Origin of the sequence: Streptomyces sp. NPDC013187, from assembly GCF_042899705.1 — a bacterium.
GTDB classification, from domain to species: domain Bacteria; phylum Actinomycetota; class Actinomycetes; order Streptomycetales; family Streptomycetaceae; genus Streptomyces; species Streptomyces hawaiiensis_A.
This window is the reverse complement of sequence record NZ_JBIBAF010000002.1, coordinates 464666-483070: the sequence shown is the minus strand read 5'-3', so window position 1 is coordinate 483070 and position 18405 is coordinate 464666. Positions and strand designations below refer to the sequence as shown.

Annotated in this window: 19 protein-coding genes; 12 read left to right on the top strand and 7 right to left on the bottom strand. The window is 70.0% G+C overall.

Annotated features, from left to right (window positions below; genetic code table 11):
- The first annotated feature begins 33 nt into the window (after positions 1–33).
- The gene (locus ACFY5B_RS05350) at positions 34–1290 is read left to right on the top strand and encodes a DNA cytosine methyltransferase (protein ID WP_389964788.1); all 1257 of its coding nucleotides are present in this window, start codon (positions 34–36) and stop codon (positions 1288–1290) included.
- A gap of 26 nt (positions 1291–1316) precedes the next feature.
- On the opposite strand, the gene ACFY5B_RS05345 is transcribed toward ACFY5B_RS05350, so the two are convergent.
- Together ACFY5B_RS05345 and ACFY5B_RS05340 are read right to left on the bottom strand one after the other, a co-directional pair.
- Positions 1317–2171, bottom strand: a complete 855-nt coding sequence (locus ACFY5B_RS05345; protein ID WP_389965153.1) for an NgoMIV family type II restriction endonuclease — start codon at positions 2169–2171, stop codon at positions 1317–1319.
- 20 nt (positions 2172–2191) lie between these two features.
- Complete coding sequence (locus ACFY5B_RS05340) at positions 2192–2989, bottom strand: HNH endonuclease (RefSeq protein WP_389964785.1); 798 nt, start codon at positions 2987–2989, stop codon at positions 2192–2194.
- A 490-nt stretch (positions 2990–3479) separates the two neighbouring features.
- On the opposite strand from ACFY5B_RS05340, the gene ACFY5B_RS05335 reads away from it, so the two are divergent.
- A complete protein-coding gene (locus ACFY5B_RS05335; protein ID WP_389964782.1) occupies positions 3480–3857 on the top strand; it encodes a VOC family protein in 378 nt (125 codons plus the stop codon).
- 71 nt (positions 3858–3928) lie between these two features.
- Positions 3929–4288, top strand: a complete 360-nt coding sequence (locus ACFY5B_RS05330; protein ID WP_389964779.1) for a DUF6193 family natural product biosynthesis protein — start codon at positions 3929–3931, stop codon at positions 4286–4288.
- Between the two features lie 35 nt (positions 4289–4323).
- Here ACFY5B_RS05330 and ACFY5B_RS05325 read toward each other — a convergent pair whose 3' ends face one another.
- Both ACFY5B_RS05325 and ACFY5B_RS05320 read right to left on the bottom strand, forming a co-directional pair.
- The gene (locus ACFY5B_RS05325; RefSeq protein WP_389964776.1) at positions 4324–5340 is read right to left on the bottom strand and encodes an SEC-C metal-binding domain-containing protein; all 1017 of its coding nucleotides are present in this window, start codon (positions 5338–5340) and stop codon (positions 4324–4326) included.
- A 159-nt stretch (positions 5341–5499) separates the two neighbouring features.
- On the bottom strand, positions 5500–6975 hold the full coding sequence (locus ACFY5B_RS05320; RefSeq protein ID WP_389964773.1) for a beta-1,6-galactanase: 1476 nt from the start codon (positions 6973–6975) through the stop codon (positions 5500–5502).
- A 223-nt stretch (positions 6976–7198) separates the two neighbouring features.
- Between ACFY5B_RS05320 and ACFY5B_RS05315 the strand changes: the two genes are divergently transcribed.
- The 3 genes from ACFY5B_RS05315 (at position 7199) to ACFY5B_RS05305 (ending at position 9311) form a co-directional block, all read left to right on the top strand.
- Entirely contained in the window at positions 7199–7528 is a 330-nt protein-coding gene (locus tag ACFY5B_RS05315; protein ID WP_389964770.1) for a DUF6412 domain-containing protein, read from the top strand.
- 70 nt (positions 7529–7598) lie between these two features.
- Positions 7599–8309: a YidC/Oxa1 family membrane protein insertase gene (locus ACFY5B_RS05310; protein ID WP_389964768.1), complete on the top strand. Its 711-nt coding sequence runs from the start codon at positions 7599–7601 to the stop codon at positions 8307–8309.
- Positions 8310–8453: 144 nt separating this feature from the next.
- The gene (locus tag ACFY5B_RS05305) at positions 8454–9311 is read left to right on the top strand and encodes a fumarylacetoacetate hydrolase family protein (RefSeq protein ID WP_389964765.1); all 858 of its coding nucleotides are present in this window, start codon (positions 8454–8456) and stop codon (positions 9309–9311) included.
- 79 nt (positions 9312–9390) lie between these two features.
- Here the strand turns inward: ACFY5B_RS05305 and ACFY5B_RS05300 are convergent, their stop codons facing one another.
- The 3 genes from ACFY5B_RS05300 to ACFY5B_RS05290 all read right to left on the bottom strand — a co-directional run bounded on the left by ACFY5B_RS05300 (position 9391) and on the right by ACFY5B_RS05290 (position 11958).
- Positions 9391–10257, bottom strand: a complete 867-nt coding sequence (locus ACFY5B_RS05300) for an LLM class F420-dependent oxidoreductase (RefSeq protein WP_389964762.1) — start codon at positions 10255–10257, stop codon at positions 9391–9393.
- 91 nt (positions 10258–10348) lie between these two features.
- Positions 10349–10870, bottom strand: a complete 522-nt coding sequence (locus ACFY5B_RS05295; RefSeq protein WP_389964759.1) for a heme-degrading domain-containing protein — start codon at positions 10868–10870, stop codon at positions 10349–10351.
- Entirely contained in the window at positions 10867–11958 is a 1092-nt protein-coding gene (locus ACFY5B_RS05290; RefSeq protein WP_389964756.1) for a Gfo/Idh/MocA family oxidoreductase, read from the bottom strand. Before ACFY5B_RS05290 ends, ACFY5B_RS05295 begins: the two co-directional genes overlap by 4 nt.
- Positions 11959–12053: 95 nt before the next feature.
- Here ACFY5B_RS05290 and ACFY5B_RS05285 point away from each other — a divergent pair, with 95 nt between their 5' ends.
- The 6 genes from ACFY5B_RS05285 (at position 12054) to ACFY5B_RS05260 (ending at position 18377) form a co-directional block, all read left to right on the top strand.
- A complete protein-coding gene (locus ACFY5B_RS05285) occupies positions 12054–13376 on the top strand; it encodes an ROK family protein (RefSeq protein WP_389965150.1) in 1323 nt (440 codons plus the stop codon).
- Between the two features lie 282 nt (positions 13377–13658).
- Positions 13659–14477, top strand: coding sequence for a hypothetical protein (locus ACFY5B_RS05280; protein ID WP_389964754.1), 819 nt, complete (start codon positions 13659–13661; stop codon positions 14475–14477).
- A gap of 219 nt (positions 14478–14696) precedes the next feature.
- Positions 14697–15476, top strand: a complete 780-nt coding sequence (locus tag ACFY5B_RS05275) for an HAD-IIA family hydrolase (protein ID WP_344454027.1) — start codon at positions 14697–14699, stop codon at positions 15474–15476.
- A 121-nt stretch (positions 15477–15597) separates the two neighbouring features.
- Positions 15598–16374 (top strand): hypothetical protein, encoded by a 777-nt coding sequence (locus ACFY5B_RS05270; RefSeq protein ID WP_389964751.1) that lies wholly within the window; start codon positions 15598–15600, stop codon positions 16372–16374.
- A 6-nt stretch (positions 16375–16380) separates the two neighbouring features.
- Complete coding sequence (locus tag ACFY5B_RS05265; protein ID WP_389964748.1) at positions 16381–17058, top strand: class F sortase; 678 nt, start codon at positions 16381–16383, stop codon at positions 17056–17058.
- 281 nt (positions 17059–17339) lie between these two features.
- Positions 17340–18377, top strand: a complete 1038-nt coding sequence (locus ACFY5B_RS05260) for a glycoside hydrolase family 6 protein (RefSeq protein ID WP_389964745.1) — start codon at positions 17340–17342, stop codon at positions 18375–18377.
- Positions 18378–18405 lie beyond the last annotated feature (28 nt).

Below are 18405 nucleotides of genomic sequence, written 5' to 3'. Positions count from 1 at the left end.
AGACCTGTGCAAGACAGACATGGAGGTAGGAGCGTGGCTGATCTGTCCGCGGTGGAGATCTGCGCGGGCGCTGGGGGCCAGTCGCTCGGCCTTGAGCTGGCAGGTTTCGACCACGCCGTCGCCGTCGAGCTCGATGAGAACGCCGTCAACACCCTTCGCGAGAACCGTGACTGGAATGTGGTGCACGGTGACGTCGCTGATGAGGACCTCTGGAAACCGGGCAATTATGCCGGTATCGACCTTCTTGCCGGGGGGGTGCCGTGTCCTCCGTTCTCGATCGCCGGCAAGCAACTCGGTGCAACCGACGAGCGTGACCTCTTTGCCTGGGCCGTCGAACTGGCTGGCAAGATGAAGCCCCGGGCTCTCCTTCTTGAGAATGTGCGGGGCCTCTCAATGCCTCGCTTCTCGGCCTACCGGCAGCATGTGAAAGACCGACTGAGGGACCTCGGATACTGGTCCGACTGGAAACTTCTGCATGCAAACGACTACGGCGTTCCGCAGTTGCGGCCTCGATTTGTCCTCGTTGCCATGCGTCATGAAGATGCGCAATGGTTCGAGTGGCCCGAAGAAAAACCCACAACGGACACCGTGGGAACAGCGCTGCAGGACTTGATGGCGGACGGCGGCTGGCTGGGCGTCGAGGCCTGGGTCAAGAAGGCCAATGATATCGCTCCTACTATTGTTGGTGGCTCCAAAAAGCACGGCGGCGCGGACCTTGGGCCAACTCGCGCGAAAGCGGCCTGGCGTAACCTCAGCGTAGATGCAATGGGGGTGGCTGATGCGCCGCCGGATTCACAGACTCCTGTGGACTTCGTGCCGAAACTGACGACCGAGATGGTGGCGCGTATCCAAGGGTGGGGGAAGGAGTCTGAATATGAGTGGAAGTTCACCGGACGCAAGACGACGAAGTACCGGCAAATCGGCAATGCATTTCCACCCCCGGTCGCAAGGGCGATCGGTAACGCGATCGCCAATGCACTGAATCGCAAGGGTGAACCTAAGGAACTGGCTGAAGTAGAGAATGAAGCCATGCACGACGCGCTCTACCTGGCCTTGAAAAGCGCTTCAACCGCGCTGACGGAAAAAGAGCTGGTGAAGCTCGCCGGTGAGAAGATGGACTCGCTGGCCTTTGAGCGCCGGATGGCCACCCTTGCGCGGGATTTTGTGATTGACGAGGATGATCAGTTGGGCGGTCGTGCGTACCGCCTCGCGGGCTTCAAGGGGTTCACGGGCCAACAAGACCACGAGCGGCACGCACGTTTCGCTGAGCTGCGATCCCGGATCAGCTAGCTGATCATAGCGGCAGCGTCCTGCCGTTAGATCGCTAGGTCGAGCGGCAGGTCGCTGATGTCGCGGAGGCGTTTACCGCTAACCAAGGTATTGAGCATACCGATTGCTTCGTCGTTCTCTGTCCCTTCTACTCCGCTGATTAGCTCCGGAAGAGCGAAGTGATACACGGTGTCGATATCGCCGGTACCTAGAGCCAGGGAGGCAAGTCGAGACGGTGACGGTTCGCCGGTTACAACCGCGATGTGTGGAGTGCGTCCCTTCCGGTTTCGGATCACGTTGAGAGCCTCGGAACGTGCATTCTGGGCGCGGTCGCTGCGAAGGGTCCACTTGCATGAAACTATCGCATGGACAACGGGCCGCTCCTGATTGGCCATCCTGATGATGGCATATCGGCCTGACTCCGAATCCACCAGGTCATAGTCGCGGTTGATGATGCTGTCTGGCTCGGGCTTTCGGAGGATTAGAATGTCAGGGCTGATCTCGTACGAGTTCCCCAGTACAGAGGCAAGGTTCCGATCACTTGCGATTGCGCTCGCGAGGTCAGCCAGATGCCTGTAGGGCTCGTACCTGGAAATTTGGTACTCGGCGCGAGACCCGCCAACGTTCTCGATGCTCCAGTCACCCGGGCGGAGAGACTGAAAGAGCGGAAAGGTCTCGGAGAGGAACCCTTCAACTGCCTCCTCGAACTGTTTCCCCGCTTTTTGTCCGTCAAGTTTCTTGGGGATGGTTTCGGCGGAGAGCTCTTTCGCGATACTCAGAGCGGCGCCTACGCTGGTCCTTTGGCTCTTGTCGGCATTGGAGGCAATGCCCTCGGGTGACAAGGCAAGCGTATGCTTCTCGATAAGGTCATTGTGGAAGTTCCTCCGGGCTGCCGTAAGCATCGCCGTCACGGGGAGCGCTCCTAACTAGAGCCACCTGTACTCGTTTTCAAGTAGCTTATGAGATCCTCTTGCTCCTTGTGCGTGAGGATCCGAGCTAGATCGTAGACGCGATCCAGCTCCGAGCGAGTGCGTTCCGCTCGCTGTAGCCAGCTGAGTAGCGTTTGCTTGTTCATGCGGTTCAGGCGCCTGACCTGTGCTAGTACTTCGTCGTACTGCTGGGGGTCGGGGACCTCGTCTCTGACGGGCTCATTGCACCGTGCGCACTCGGTCCGCCAGTTGTCGATGTCGTCGGCTGCCCCACGGCTCCTCAGGCGTTCCTGCGGTACCCGATGCCCAATGGTGAGCCGGGCTCTGCTGTCAGGTTCACCTGGGTAGGGCTCCCGGGCCGCAGTCCCACAGACAACGCAGCGCCCGCCGTCGCGCTCTATGACATCGCGCCGCACGCGAGCAGATGGAGCGAACCGCTTGTGAGCCTGGCGATCCTCGTCAAGCCAGTACCGGGCCCCCTTCTCCTGGAGCCGGTATTCGTCCGAACTCAATGAGCCATCGTCCTTATACGACGGGATGATCCATCCCACCGAGCGCAAGGTACGAAGACGGCGATTGAGATGCTCGGACTTTCCGACGATGTCTGAGCCCAGCGCGTCGCGGAGTTCATTCATCGTGAAGATGTCGCCTATTTCCTTATTGAACCAGAGCCACGCTGCTAGGCGCCGTTCCTGGCCAAACGTCTTGTTGCGGGTGCCTGGTTGAACCGTGAGCTCCCACCATGGCGTCCCGTCTGGGGCTATCGGCCCGTCGTTTGCGCTGGCGTCCATGCGCTTGAGTATGGCCGGCTGAGCGGATCACCACCTAGGAGCTAGCTGGCAATGTCGAGGATCGACTGCCGTTGCCGGAGCGACAGTAGTTCTAAGCCCTTGCACCTTAGTGAGAACGGGACTTTCTCACAACGGTGTTAGTGGGCTCGAGGGTCGCCCGCTTCCTGGTCAGTGTCGTGCCTCCACGCCCCGCCTCAAGGGCGCTCCCACTCCGCTGCGCTGCGTTCCGCGTCGGCTGCGCCGATGGCCCTGCGGGCCACCCTTGACCCGGGCCGCTCCGGCACGGGAGAGAAGCGAGCGGGCGGCCCGGGGAAGTGGGGGACAGGGGGCGAGCGCAAGGGTGACTGACTGGGTGCTCGGCGGTGGCGGGCGCGTCAGCGGTACCGCGCACGGCGGGTTGGCTTGGCGGCGTGCGCCCGGGTGTCACCAGGGCCAGCTGTGATCAAGTGCGTTTGAAGCCGGTGTCCGGCGCTGCCCTACGGTGCCCTGCATGATCGCCAAGCTGCGGTGTGTGGTGCTGGATTGCGCCGATGTCATTGGATTGTCCCGGTTCTACCGGTGGCTTCTCGGTGGCGAGGTGGATCAGCCGGATCCGCGGTGGTCGCTCGACGACGGCTGGGCGACGCTCCACACCGAGGGTGGCTCCGTGCTGGCTTTCCAGCGGGTGGGGGACTATCAGCCACCTCGTGGGCGGGATCTCGTCCTGCGTCAGCGGTTCCACCTCGACCTGGAGGTCAGGGACCCGGATCAAGCTCAGGCAGACGTCCTCGATCTGGGCGCCACACTGCTCGACGATGCTGAGGCGAAGAGGGGTTGGCGCATCTTCGCGGGCCCCGCAGGACACCCGTTCTGCCTCGTCCGGCACTGACGGGAGACACCGCGAGGGGCGGGCTGCCGAGCCGGTTGTGAGCAGACCCGGCGGTGTCGAAGATGGGGCGCATGTCTGAAGCCCCCGATATTGCGACAGCCTGGCGCTGGCTCTTGGAACGCAAGCCGGGTACTCGAGGAGCTGCGCATGACGCCCTGACTGTCGTCGTCGAAGCCGCGTATGCCGAGCCGCGCCTGCGCAGCCTCTACCCGTTCCCGACGCACGGGACGCTGCACTTCCTACGCGGCGCCCCGCCCTGGAATGAACCGGGCCACGACGGCCTCCCCTTCATCTTGTACGGCGGGCCCCCGTACAAGGTCTACTCGTCGGGCTACGCCGAACTGCTGGGCGAGGCGGCTACGCCGGCGGAAGCCGCCGCCCTCGCGGTGGCACACCTGCCGGAGCAGGTGGTCACGGAGAGCGGCGAGTGATGCGGCGAGCCGCCCGTGACGCTCCGGCCTGCCGGTTACGCCGCCGAGCCGTGGCACCGGCCGTACGTCTCGCCCGACCCGCACCAGCAAGCCGCCCCCTGCTGCGGCGGCCAAGCCACCGCCCGCCCCCTCGCCGCCAGTGTCGTCGCGTACTGGGGGAGCAGCGTCGCGTCCGTCGGGGAGGAGAGTTCCGAGGCCGCGAAGGCCTCGTACGACGGGACCGTGCCCGTGACGATGCCCAGGTTCGGGGTGCCGGAGGAGGAGAGTTCGCGCAGGGCCGTCTCTATGGTCGAGAGGTGTTCTTCGTGGGTCGGGTACTCCGTCGACAGTGACGGATACGCCTCCAGGAGTTCCGTGAGCTCGTCCGCCGGCCAGTGCAGGATCGCCACCGGGAAGGGTCGGGAGAGGGCCTCCCGGTACGCGCCCAGTTCCGCTCGGAGGCGGAGGATCTCCGCCTCCAGTTCCGCCGGGTTCTCCGAGCCCAGGGACCACACGCGCTTGGGGTCGTGGAGTTCGTCCAGGGTGATCGGGAGGGAGTGGACCGAGTCCGCCAGGGCGTCCCACTCGTCGTGGGACCTGCCGAGCATGCGCCGTACGCGGTGGCGGCCGAAGAGGAGGGGGTGGGTGGCGTAGGGGGGCTCCTCGACGTCCGTCAGGAGGCGGTGCACGGCCTCCGTGAACGTCTCGTGGGCCGCCTCCAGTTCGTCGTGGGATTCCAGGGACTCCGCGACGATCACCCACGGGGCCGGGTCCTTGGGGGACGCTGCCCTGACACCCTCGATGATCGCGCGGGCCTCGGCCTCGTGGCCGTACTCCCAGAGGTTCGAGGCCTTGAGCGCCCGTACCAGGTGGGGGTTCTCCAGGCCGTCGGGGGAGGACAGCAGGCGGTCGTAGAGGGTGGTCGCGGTGGGGCGGTCGCCGGAGAGCTCCAGGTGGGCCGCCGCCCGCAGCAGCAGGGCCTCGGCGTCCTCGGGATACAGGCCGGCGGTCCGCTCCAGGCGTGCCGCCTCGGCGGTGTGGTCGACGTTTTCGGCAGGCGTGTCGGGGCGCATGAGGGACACCGTACTGCCGGGAGGTGACGAGCGTGAGAGATGCGCAGGCCAGACCACTCGGCCTCCCGACTCTCCCTCGCTCGCCACCCGGGCTTCACGCTTCGTCCCGAACCGCCGCCGCCGGACTGCGGCCGGGACTGCGGCCGGACCACGTCAGGACTACAGCGTCACGTTGTCGATTTGCAGGGTTTGGACCGCCTTTGCCGAGAAGGGGACGCTTACCGCTTTGCCGTTCAGGCGGATGTCGGAGCGCGCCGTGTAGAGGTCGCCGCCGCCCGTCGTGACCGTGTTCCAGCGCGGTACCAGGCCCCCGGTGCCGCCCGTCACCGTCGAGAAGCGGGAGAGGTCGAAGGTGAGGGTCTGGGCGGAGGTGGAGGTGTTCACCGCGACGATCACCAGGCGGCGGGCCGTCGCGTCGTACGCCGCCACCGCGTAGTCCACGCCCGTGTTCAGGATCGTCATGCCGGGGCGGATGTGGCGGCTGAACTGGGCCATCACGTAGTGCTTGGTCTGGACGGTGGTCGGCTGGAGGGTGTTCGCGTCGTAGGCGATCATCGCCCAGCCCGACGACGGGTCCATGACCTGCCAGTAGCACCAGGCCGTCGGGTGCAGCCAGCGGAAGTCGAGACAGAGGTTGGAGGCCATCGTCAGGCCGGTGCCGTCGCTGTCGCCCGTCTCGGAGTTCCACAGCTTCTTGCGGGAGGTGGTCACCACGTCCGTGTAGAGGAGGTCGCGGCGGCCGCCCGAGCCCTGGTAGCCGTGCACGTTGACCTGGGAGACCAGGCCCTTCGTCGTCGAGTTGAAGGACGACCACGTGGAGCGGGCCGTGTCGTAGTTCGTCTCGTCCGAGGCGGCGATGCGCAGGCCCGTGAGGCCGCGTTTGTCCAACTCGCTGCGCATGTAGGGGAGGACCGCGGCCTGGACCGCCGGGTCCATGTGGCAGCCCTCCTGGGTGCCGGTCGCGGTCCACCAGGTGGAGGCCGGCTCGTTGAAGGGGTCGACCGTCGCGAAGTTCACGCCCCAGTTGTTCTTCGCGTACAGGGCCGTCGCCGCCAGGTGGCTCGCGTGCTGTCGGTAGTTCCAGGTCTGGAGGTTGTTGCCGCCGCCCGACGCGCCCGAGGGGTTGTGGTTGCTGCACATCCACCACATCGGGGAGTTGGCGAAGAGTTCGGTGATCGCGCCGCGCTGGGTCGCCTTCACCAGCATCGCGCGCTGGTTGGCGTCCGCCGTCCACTTCCACGCCGAGGAAGTGGGGTCCTCGTTGTTCCAGTCCTGCCAGAAGCCCTCGATCTGCTTGAAGGAGGGGATGTTGGGCGACTTCACCATCGTCTCGCCGCCGACGCTGTTCCAGCTGCACGCGCCGAGGTTGTAGCGCGCGATGTTGAGGCCGAGGCCGGGGAGGGAACGGCCGTTGTACGTGACGGACTTGGTGGTGAAGAACAGGTCGGCGAAGTCGTCCCGGGCGCCGAAGACGTTGGCCCACCAGGCGAGGGAGGTGCCCCAGCCCTCCCAGGTGCCGTACGTCGTCGACGGGTTGACGGCGATCGTGGCGTCCGCGTGCGCGGTGCCCGTCGCCAGGGCGCTGCCGAGGAACGTTCCGCCTGCTGCGGCCAGCAGACTTCTGCGTCGGATCACGGCTCCTCCGTAAGGGAGATGGGGGCGGACGCCGGTCCCCGGCCCGGCGTCACAGGGATGTCCCCGTGGTTGGTGACGAGAAGCATCGGGCGTGGCGTGTGGGTTGTCGAGAGTTCTGACGAACCTTCTTCAAACCCGTTTACGAAGTCGCCGGTCCGCTCCGGAGGGTGATCCTGTATAACGAACGACAGGACATGCACGCGTACGGGAGGAGGGGCGGCCGATGAACCGGAGCTGGGCGACGCTGCGTCCCGCCCTCGCGCTGCTCTTCCTGCTCGTCGAGGTGGCGCTGCTCGACACCGGCAGCCTCTCCGCCACCGTCGCCCTGGCCGCCACCGCCGCGGCCTCGGCCGCCCTCGCGCTCTGCGCCGTCGTCGCCTCGCGCTGCGCGCCCGCCGTGCCGCGCACACGGGTGCGTACGGCCATTCGCGACCGGGACCGGCGTACGGCGTTCCTGCCGCAACGCGATCCCGACGCCCGGGGACGCACCCGGCCCCGGGCACCCGGTCACGCCCTCCGGGCGACCGTCGCGCAGGGGCACCTTCCCACCTGAAGTGACCCCGCGCGGGTCGTCATGCCGCCTGACCTGTTCCGGCACGACGAGACCCCCGGAGGGCTCACCCATGTCCGTCTTCGCCACCCTGGTCGAGCACCTCGCCGACCTGCTCCAGCCGCTGTTCGGCGCCTCGGCCGCCGCCGCGGCGATCGTCCTGTTCACCGCGCTCGTACGCCTCCTCGTCCACCCCCTGTCCCGGGCCGCCGCACGCGGCCAGAAGGCCCGGACCGCGCTCCAGCCGAAGATCGCCGAGCTGCGGAAGAAGCACGGCAAGAACCCCGAGAAGCTCCAGAAGGCCGTGCTGGAGCTGCACGCCGAGGAGAAGGTGTCGCCGCTGGCCGGCTGCCTGCCGGGGATGCTCCAGATCCCCGCGTTCTTCCTGCTCTACCACCTGTTCTCCAGCGACACGATCGGCGGCGAGGCCAACGGGCTGCTCGGCCACCAGCTGTTCGCGGCGCCGCTCGGGGAGCGGTGGACGGACGCGCTCGACGGGGGCCTCCTCAGTGGTGCGGGGCTGGTCTACGCCGTGCTGTTCGTGGTCGTCGGGTGCGTCGCCGCGTTCAGCTACCGGCTCAGCAAGCGCATGATGGCCGCGAACCCGGCCGCCCCGGCCGGTGACGGGGAGCAGCTGCCCGGGCTGGGGGCGGTGAGCAGGGTGATGCCGTTCATGTCGTTCTTCACGCTGGTCACGGTGGCCGTCGTACCGCTGGCCGCCGCCCTGTACGTCGTCACCAGCACGACGTGGAGTGCCGTCGAGCGGGCCGTCCTGTACCGGTGACGAGGCCGGGCGGGTCCAGTACGTGAACGGGGTATTGCGGAGTGCACCGCGGGCTTAGAGGATCGACCAGTCCTCCGATGGCTTGCCCCGCCGCATCCGGGTCGCGCGCATCGGTCGGGCGCCCGCGATCGAGGGAGACTGATCATGAAGCTGATGCGAGTCGGTACGGCCGGGGCGGAGCGGCCCGCGCTGCTCGATGCCGAGGGGGTCCTGCGGGACCTGTCGGGCGTCGTCGCGGACATCGACGGCGCGCTGCTCGCCGACGAGGACGCGCTCGGCCGGGTCCGGGCCGCCGCCGACGCCGGTGACCTGCCCGTACTGGACGCCACGGGGCTGCGGGTCGGGCCGCCGCTGGGGCGGATCGGCAAGATCGTCTGCATCGGGCTGAACTACCACGACCACGCGCGCGAGACCGGCGCGGAGCCGCCCGCCGAGCCGGTCGTCTTCATGAAGGCGCCGGACACCGTGGTCGGGCCGTACGACACCGTGCTCGTGCCGCGCCGGGCCCTCAAGACCGACTGGGAGGTCGAGCTGGCCGTCGTCGTCGGGCGTACGGCCAGGTATCTGGAGTCCGTGGAGGAGGCGCTCGCGCATGTCGCCGGGTACGCCGTGGCGCACGACGTGTCCGAGCGGGAGTTCCAGATCGAGCGGGGCGGGACCTGGGACAAGGGGAAGAACTGCGAGACGTTCAACCCCCTGGGGCCGTGGCTGGTGACCGCGGACGAGGTGCCGGACCCGCAGGATCTGTCCCTGAAGCTGTGGGTCAACGGGGAGCTGAAGCAGGACGGCACCACGGCCGAGCAGATCTTCTCGGTCGGGGAGGTCGTGCGGTACCTCAGCCAGTTCATGACCCTGTATCCGGGCGATGTGATCAACACCGGGACGCCGGCGGGGGTGGCGCTGGGGGCACCCGACCCGAAACCGTTCCTGCGCGCCGGGGATGTCGTGGAGCTGGAGATCGAGGGACTCGGGCGGCAGCGGCAGCAGTTCAAGGACGCCTGAGGGGCGGGGAGCTGCGCATCGTCGGCGACCGCGGGTTCGTTCGTGGTCGTTCGCGCAGTTCCCCGCGCCCCTGAGGACGTCAGTCCAGCAGGGTGGCCAGCTCGCGCCACGCCTTCCGCGGGAGGCTGTCTCGCGGTTCGCCGTCCAGGACCTGGAGGGCGACGTGGTCCGCGCCCGCCTCGAAGAAGACGTCGATCTTCGTGCGGATCGCCGTGTCGTCGCCCCAGGCGAACAGGGCGTCGACCAGGCGGTCGCTGCCGCCGTCCAACAGGTCGTCCTCGGTGAAGCCGTGCCGGAGGAAGTTGTTGGTGTAGTTCGGCAGGGGGAGGTAGATCTCCAGGAACTCGCGGGCCAGGGCGCGGGCACGGGCCGGGTCCGTCTCCGGGACGACGCCCAGCTCCGGAGCCAGCAGCGGGGCCTCGCCCAGGATCTCGCGGGCGTGCGCCGTGTGCTCCGGGGTGACCAGGTACGGGATCGAGCCCGCCGCCCGGTCACGGGCCAGCCGCAGCGACTTCGGGCCCAGGGCGGCCAGCAGCCGGCGGTCCTCCGGCACGCCGGCGGCGTCCAGGCCGTCGAGGTGGGAGACCAAAGCCGAGTAGGGGCGGGCGTACTGCTCCACACGCTTGGCGTGGCTCACTCCGAGGCCCAGCAGGAAACGCTCGGGGTGCGACGACTCCAGGTCCGCGAAGGCCGTAGCGGAGGCGTCCGGCTCGTGCTGCCAGATGCTCTGGATGCTGGTGCCGACCTTGACCTTCGAGGTCGCCTCGATGAGCGGGGCGGCGTTGGCGGCGGAGCTGTTGCCGCCCAGCCAGAGGGCGCCGTAGCCGAGTTCCTCCAGTTCGGCGGCGGCCTCGGCGAGTTCGCCGCGGCGGTCCGGGTCCTCGGAGCGCAGGCCTACGCTCCAGATGCCGTAGCGGCCGAGCGTCTCCTTCAGGGGGGTGGTCATCGGTGGGGGTCCCTCCGGTTGGGGCGCCGTGCTTGATCACGCGTACACGGGTGCCAACCGGAGAGAGTCTCCGCTCATTCCACGAGGGGACTCAGAGGTCCAGGAACCGCTCCAGCGCCTCCACCACCATGCGGTGATCGTCGAGTTGGGGCAGTCCGGAGACCGTCACCGCACCGATCACGCCCACGCCCTCGACGGTGATCGGGAAGGAGCCGCCGTGCGCCGCGTAGGTGTCGGGGTCGAGGCGCGAGGACTCCTCGAACGTGCTGCCCTTGGCGCGGAAGCGGGCGCCGACCAGGTAGGAGGCGGAGCCGTAGCGCTCGACCACCCGGCGCTTGCGGGCGATCCAGGCGTCGTTGTCCGGCGTGGAGCCGGGCAGTGCCGCGTGGAAGAGCTGCTGGCCGGAGCGGTGGATGTCGATCGCGACCGGGGCCTGCCGCTCCCGGGCCAGCTCGACGAGGAGTGAGCCGAGCGCCCAGGCGTCGTCGTACGTGAACTGGCGGAACACCAGCACGCGTTCCTGCTTCTCCAGCTCTTCCAGGCTCGGGGTGAGCTCCGGGTGGAACTTCGGGGTGAGCCCCTGGCTGTGCGAGGGGTTGCTCTTGTGGGTCACAGGGGCACCGTCACCTTCTCGAGGGCCGACCGACGAGCGGCCTCCAGGACGTCCAGGGCGGCGGCCGCCTCCCACGCGGTCACCGGGTTCGGGGCGCCCTCCAGCAGGGCCTTCGCCACGGCCGCATAGTAAGCCGGGTAGTCGCCCGGGACAGTGGGTTCGGCGCGTCCGCCGCCGGTCACCGGGGACTCGCCGGAACCGACGCGGCCGCACAGCGACTCGGGCTCCACACCCCAGTCGGGGCCGGGGCGCAGGCCGTCCCGGAGCGCCGCCTCCTGGGGGTCGAGGCCGTACTTGACGTAACCGGCGGTGGAGCCCAGGACGCGAAAGCGGGGGCCGAGTTGGGCGGTCGTCGCGGAGACGTGGAGGTGGGAGCGGACGCCGCCGGCGTGCGTGATCGCGATGAAGGTGTCGTCGTCGGTCTCGGCGCCCGGGCGGCGGATGTCCGTCTCCGCGTACACGGAGGCCGCCGGGCCGAACAGGACCAGGGCCTGGTCGACGACGTGGCTGCCGAGGTCGTAGAGCAGACCTCCGATCTCTGCGGGGTCGCCGGACTCCCGCCAGCCGCCCTTCGGCTTCGGGCGCCAGCGCTCGAAGCGGGACTCGAACCGCCACACGTCGCCCAACGTGCCCTCGGACAGCAGCTTGCGCAGGGTGAGGAAGTCGTTGTCCCAGCGGCGGTTCTGGAAGACGGAGAGGAGCAGTCCGCGCTCCTCGGCGAAGGTGGCGAGTTCACGGGCCTCGGCCGCCGTGCCCGCGACGGGCTTGTCGACCACGACCGGCAGGCCTGCCTCCAGCGCGGTCCTCGCGAGCGGCACGTGCGTCTTGTTCGGGGACGCGATGACGACCAGGTCCAGCTCGGCGGCCCGGTCGAACAGCTCGTCCGGTGTGGCCGCGAGGCGGACGTCCGGGAACTCGGCACGAGCCTGCTGCCGCCGTTCCGGGTTCGAGGTGACCACCGTGTCGAGGGCGAGGCCCTCCGTGGCGGCGATCAGCGGGGCGTGGAAGACGGAGCCGGCGAGGCCGTAGCCGACGAGGCCGACGCGGAGAGGCGAGCCGGGGGCTGTGCCGAGGGGTGTGCCAGTCATGGCACACACTTTCGCAACGCTGTTGCCAAAGTGCAAGCGCCGGGGACAATGGGCACGTGGACAGGGCGGACGACCGTACGGGCGGAGTGGGCGGCATGCGCGGGGCGGGAGCTGCGGGAGCAGCCGGTACGGCCGGGGGCGGTGGGGGCGGGGTGAACCTGCTCTCCCTGCGCAGCCACAACGCCGCGCTGGTGCTCGACCTGCTGCGGACCGCCGGGGACGAGGGCATCAGCCGCCTCGAACTCGCCGAGCGGACCGGGCTCACCCCGCAGGCCGTCAGCAAGATCACGGCCCGGCTGCGGGAGGACGGGCTCGCGGCGGAGGCCGGACGCCGGGCGTCGACCGGGGGCAAGCCGCGCACGGTGCTGCGGCTGGTGCCGGAGGCCGGGCACGCGGTCGGGGTCCATCTGGACCGGGACGAGGTGCGGGTCGTGCGCGTCGACCTGCGGGGGACCGTGGTGGGGGAGCGGCGGGCCGCGCTGGATCTGGGGGCGGGGGCGGAAGCCGTACTGGCTGCGGTGCGGGAGGCGGTGGCGGGGGTGTTGCCGGTCTTGGGCGAGGGGGAAGCCCGGCAGGGATCGGCAGGGGGTGACGGAGTCTCCGGTCAGGGGGCGACCGGAAGGGGCCGGGCCGCCCTGCAGGGACCGGCCGGGCTCGACGCGCTCTCCCGGCACGGGCTCTCCGGGCTCGACCCGGTCTCCCGGCACGGGCTCTCCGAGTTCGGCCGGCTCTCCCGCCACGGACTCTCCGAGTTCGATCCATCCCTGCTCGGGGTCGGGGTCGCGTTGCCGGGGCCGCTCGATCATGGCCGGGGGGTTCTGCACCGGGTGACCGGGTTTCCCGAGTGGGACGGCTTCCCGCTGCGTGCGGCGCTGGCCGGGCGGCTCGGGGTTCCGGTCGTGGTCGACAAGGACACCAACGCGGCGGCGCTGGGCCTCGCCGCCGGAGGTGAGCGCGGCTCCTTCGCGTACCTGCACCTCGGCACGGGGCTGGGGGCCGGGCTGGTCATCGGCGGCAGCGTGCACCGGGGGGCCAGGACCGGGGCCGGGGAGTTCGGCCACCAGGTGATCCAGCTAGACGGCCCGCCCTGCACCTGCGGGGACCGGGGCTGCGTCGAGGCCCTGTGCCTCGGTGCGGTGGCGCGCGGCGATCTGGACGAGGCGGCGCGGGTGCTGGGCGCCGGTGCGGCGAACCTCGTCGGGCTGCTCGACATCGACGTCGTCCTGCTCGGCGGTCGTACGGTGGCGGCGGCGCCGGAGGCCTTCGTGGGTGGGGTCGGCGCGGTGCTGGAGGCCCGGGCCCGGCGAACGGGCCAGGACGCCGTACCGGTACGCGTCACGGCCGGGGGAGACGGGGCCGTGGCGGTGGGGGCGGCTCAGCTGGTGCTGGGGCCGGTGTTCGGGCACGGAGGAGGCTGAGACGGGGGCGGGAAGGCGCGTCGTCCGTAGAGCGGCGTCCTAGAACGGCAGGGACTCGTCCGGCAGCGCTTGCAGCAACCCGCGCAGGGGCGTCCTGCCTTCGAGATCAATACCGCTGCGGTCGAGGACTGAGAAAGCGCTGCGGTCGAGGACTGCGAAAGCGCTGCGGTCGAGGACTGAGAACAGGACTGTCCGCCGACCGGGCGGATCCGCGCCGCCGTTCGGGGCCGGTTCGCGTCGTCGTCGTCTCGTGAGCCTCTCCGCTCGGAATGTCACATCATCATGCGACTCTGCACGCCCGCTCACTTCTGCCTGGCGGCGGCAGCGGCGGCCGCCGTCCTGCTCCCCGGCGCACGTCCGGCACACGCGGACGCCCCGGTGCCCGCCTGTGCCGCGCCCGACGACCACACCTTCCCGCTCACCACCCGCATCCACGGCGGCCCCGACTCCTACACGGCCGGTGGCGGGTTCGGGACCTTCTCCGTCGACCTGACCAACACGACCGACCGGACCTGCGCCGGAATCCACCCCGTCGTCGTGCTCGTCGACGGCAAACGGGCCCTGGAGCCGTCCCAGCCCCGCCTCGAATTCTTCGAGGGAGGGCACGCCCACCCCGTGCGGTTCGAGAAGACCGGCGAGGACGAACTCGTCGGGGCGTTCGCCGACGAGGGGAACGACTTCGCCGGGTTCACCGTCGGACCGGGCGAAACCGTCACCGTGAAGGTGCGGCTCACGCTCACCTCGGACGCCGTGCCCAACGAGGTCACGGCCAACGCCGCGGTCGTGCAGCGGCACGACGACGACGGCGACTGGGTCGGGCAGTCGAACGACTACCGGTTCCGCATCGACGACGGCGAGTCCGGGACCGGCACCGACACCGACACCGACACCGGGACCGACCCCGACACGGGGACGGAATCCCGCCCCGACTCGGAGGCCTCCGTCCCGCCCCGCGAGGACCGGTTCCCGTTCGCGGAGGAACTGGCCCGGACCGGCACCGGCACCCGGGTCGCCGCGGCCACCGCGGTCCTGCTGCTCGCCGGCGGCGCGGCACTGCTTGTCGCCCGCCGCCGCCGCGGAGGTTCCTCGGAAGGGCCCTAGGCGTATCGACCCGCAGCGTTGTTCACGCGGGTGACGGGTGACGGGTGACGGGTGACGGGTGACGGGTGGCGGGTGACGGGTGACGGGGTGGCCGGCCGCCGAGTGCGCCCGGCGGGCCGTCCCGCCAGTCGGGACGCCGTACGCCGACCGTTCCGCAAGATCCCGCCACTGTCTAGGCTGGGTCGCAGGCTGGACCGCGTACGGCAGGAGATCCCGCACATGGCAGACCGCAAGCCCATCGAATCGTGGCTCACCGACATGGACGGTGTGCTGATCCACGAGGGCGTTCCGATCCCCGGCGCCGACGCCTTCCTGAAGAAGCTGCGCGAGTCCGGGAAGCCCTTCCTGGTCCTCACCAACAACTCGATGTACACCCCGCGCGACCTGCACGCCCGGTTGCGCCGTATGGGCCTCGAAGTGCCGATCGAGTCCATCTGGACCTCGGCCCTGGCCACCGCCCAGTTCCTGGACGACCAGCGGCCGGGCGGGTCGGCGTACGTCATCGGAGAGGCCGGACTGACCACCGCGCTGCACGACATCGGCTACATCCTGACCGACCACGAGCCGGACTACGTCGTCCTCGGCGAGACCCGTACGTACTCCTTCGAGGCCATGACGAAGGCGGTGCGGCTCATCCTCGGCGGTGCCCGGTTCATCTGCACCAACCCCGACGAGACCGGTCCCTCCACCGAGGGCCCGCTGCCCGCGACCGGCGCCGTGGCCGCGCTGATCACCCAGGCGACCGGCAAGAAGCCGTACTTCGCGGGCAAGCCCAACCCGCTGATGATGCGGACCGGGCTGAACGCCATCGGGGCGCATTCCGAGACCAGCGCGATGATCGGCGACCGGATGGACACCGACGTGCTGGCCGGCATGGAGGCCGGGATGCAGACGTTCCTGGTGCTCACCGGCCTGACCCGGCCCGAACAGGTCGAGGACTTCCCGTACCGGCCCTCGCAGGTCGTGGACTCGATCGCGGACCTCGTCGACCGGGTCTGAGCCCCGGGCCCGGGGGACGCAGGGCTCAAACCCTCGGTCACCCGTTCGGAGCAGCCGCCGCGTCCCTGAGGATGCGGTGGCCCACCGGGCGGGGGAGGCTCCAGACGTCTGGAGGTTCACGATGGGTTCCCTGAAGGTCACTGCCTGTACGAGCGCCCTGGCCGTCGTCGCCCTCGCACCGGCGGCCTACGCGGTGGATGCGGGGAGCGTCTCGGTGACCCCGGCGCGCCCCGCCCCCGGCAGTGACATCACGCTCCGCGTGACCGGCTGTGCCCAGCGAACGGCTGTGGCCGCCTCGGCGGCGTTCGTCGCGGACGCGCGGCTCACCGTCGCCGGCGCCGACGAGCTCGTCGGTGACAGCCGCGTCCGCTCCACGCTCGAGGCGGGTTCGTACGCCGTGCGGGTCACTTGCGGTGCCACGCGGCGTACCGGCACATTCACCGTCCAGGACGGCGAGTCGGGACCTGGGGAGCGACATGGGGCCGGACGGTCCGGGGCTCCGCGGGCTGCCGTGCCAGGGGCTCCGCCCGCTGCTGTGCCAGAGCCTCCGCCGGCTGCTGTGCCCGGGGCCGGTGGCCGGCCGCCCGCCCCCGGCACGGGCGGGCAGCCGCCCGTGCCCGGCAAGGGCGGAGAGCCGCCCGGGCCCGAGGAGGGCGGACAGTCGTCCGCACCCGGCGTCGACGAGGAGGCGTTCCCCTCCCGCAGGCCCGGCGCACCCGCCTCGCCGGTCGCCCCCGTCCGGGCGGGTGGTGGCGGTGCCGCCGGCTCCCTCGCCGCCGAGGAGGGCGGCGCCGGTCCCGGTACGGCGCAGGGGGTGACCGGACTCGTGCTCGCGGGGGCGGCCGCGACGGTGGTCGTCGCGCTGCGCGGGGTCCGCCGGGGCCGCGGAACGGACTGACCGACCATGCACGATCACGATCACGTCCACAGGCGCTTCTCGGGCACCGGCCGCCTGCTGACCGGCATGGCCTGGGTGGTGCTGCTGCTCGGGCTGTGGTTGTGGGGCCGCGAGGTCACCGAGATGCGGCACGGCATCTCGGCGCCCACCACGGGTGACATGGCGGCGGCCGGACGGCCCCCTGACATCAAGCTGCCGCCGGAGCACCGCCCGCTGGGCGACGCGCTGCCGCAGCGCGTCGACATCCCCGGGCTCGGCGTCCAGGCCCCCGTGGTGGCACGCGGTCTCGACGCACGCGGGGCGCTCGATCCGCCGCCGTACGACCAGCCGGGCGTGGTCGGCTGGTACGCCGGCGGGGTCGCGCCCGGGGCGCCCGGCACCGCGCTGATGGTCGGTCATGTCGACACCGAGTCCCGGCCGGCCGTCTTCTACAAGGTCAGCGCCATGCGGCCGGGCTCGACGATCCGGGTGGTCCGGGCCGACGCCAAGATCGCCGAGTTCACCGTCGAGTCCGTCCAGGTCCTCACCCGCGACCGCTTCGACGCCCACCAGGCCTACGGGCCCCGCGAGTCGGGCCGGGCCGAACTGCGGCTGGTCACCTGCGGCGGCAGCTTCGACCGTACGACCCGCAGCTACACGGCGAACGTGGTCGTCTCGGCGTACCTGACGGGAACCGGCCGCTAGAGCTGACCGGGCCGGTCCTCGACCGCGCGCACGGGCTGCGGGAGTGACCGGCGAGCCGCGCTGGAGGCCACGGGGGCCACGGTGGGTGAATCTCTGGCCGAAGGCCGGGCATGTGCTGTGAAGACTTCGGAACCAGGGGGCCGCCCCGGTCCAGAAGCCGGATAACACCAAGTCTCGATACGGTGGCGCTGCGTCATCGCGCCGGCGGGGTTCGCTTCGTGGACGTCCCGGGACGTATGTCAGGATTGAGACTTGGAACGGTGCACCCAAGGGGGAGTTGGATGTACGGCAGCAGGGGGGCCGGGGCGTTCGCCAAGAGGCGGATGTCCGCAGTGGTGCTGGGGGCGGCACTGCTGGTGACGGGGTGTTCCTCCTCCGACGGAGGAGACGGAACGGACGAGCGCGGCGACGCGGGCGCCGGGATCACCCAACAGCCCAAGGAAAAGGCCCCCTTCTGGGTCAATCCGGACGGGACGGCGGCCCGGCAGGTCGCCGCCCTGGAGAAGTCCGGCAAGAAGCAGGACGCCGAGCAGATCCGCAAGATCGCCGAGCAGCCGGTCGCGGAGTGGGTCGGTCCGGACGACCCGCAGGGGCAGACCCGGGGCTTCACCGAGGCCGCCGACAAGGCCGGCCGCACGGCGCTGCTCGTCCTGTACAACATCCCGCACCGCGACTGCGGCCAGTACTCGCAGGGCGGCGCCGCCGACGGCAACGCCTACCGCGAGTGGCTCGACGGCGTCGCCGCGGGCATAGGCGACCGGCCCGCCACGGTCGTCCTGGAACCGGACGCCCTGCTGCACCTGGTCGACGGCTGCACCCCGGAGCAGTTCCACGAGGAGCGCTACGACCTCCTCAAGGGCGCCGTCGCCAAGCTGAAGTCGCTGAAGAACACGAAGGTCTACCTGGACGCGGGCAACGCCGGCTGGCAGGACCCCGACCAGATCTTCGAGTCCCTGAACCGCGCGGGCATCGCCCAGGCCGACGGCTTCTCGGTCAACGTCTCCAACTTCTACTCCACCGAGGACTCCATCGCCTACGGCAAGAAGCTCTCCGCCAAGGTCGGCGGCAAGCACTTCGTCATCGACACCAGCCGCAACGGCAAGGGCCCTTACAACGACGGCAAGCCCGACGAGCGCTGGTGCAACCCGCCGGGCCGCTCCCTGGGCGAGACCCCGACGACGAAGACGGCGGACCCGCTGGTCGACGCCTACCTGTGGGTGAAGCGGCCCGGCGAGTCGGACGGCGAGTGCAAGGGCGGCCCGAAGGCGGGCCAGTGGTGGGCGGACTACGCGCTGAAGCTGGCGAAGGCCACCGGCTGACGGACGCGACCGGCTCGAGCGCCTGACG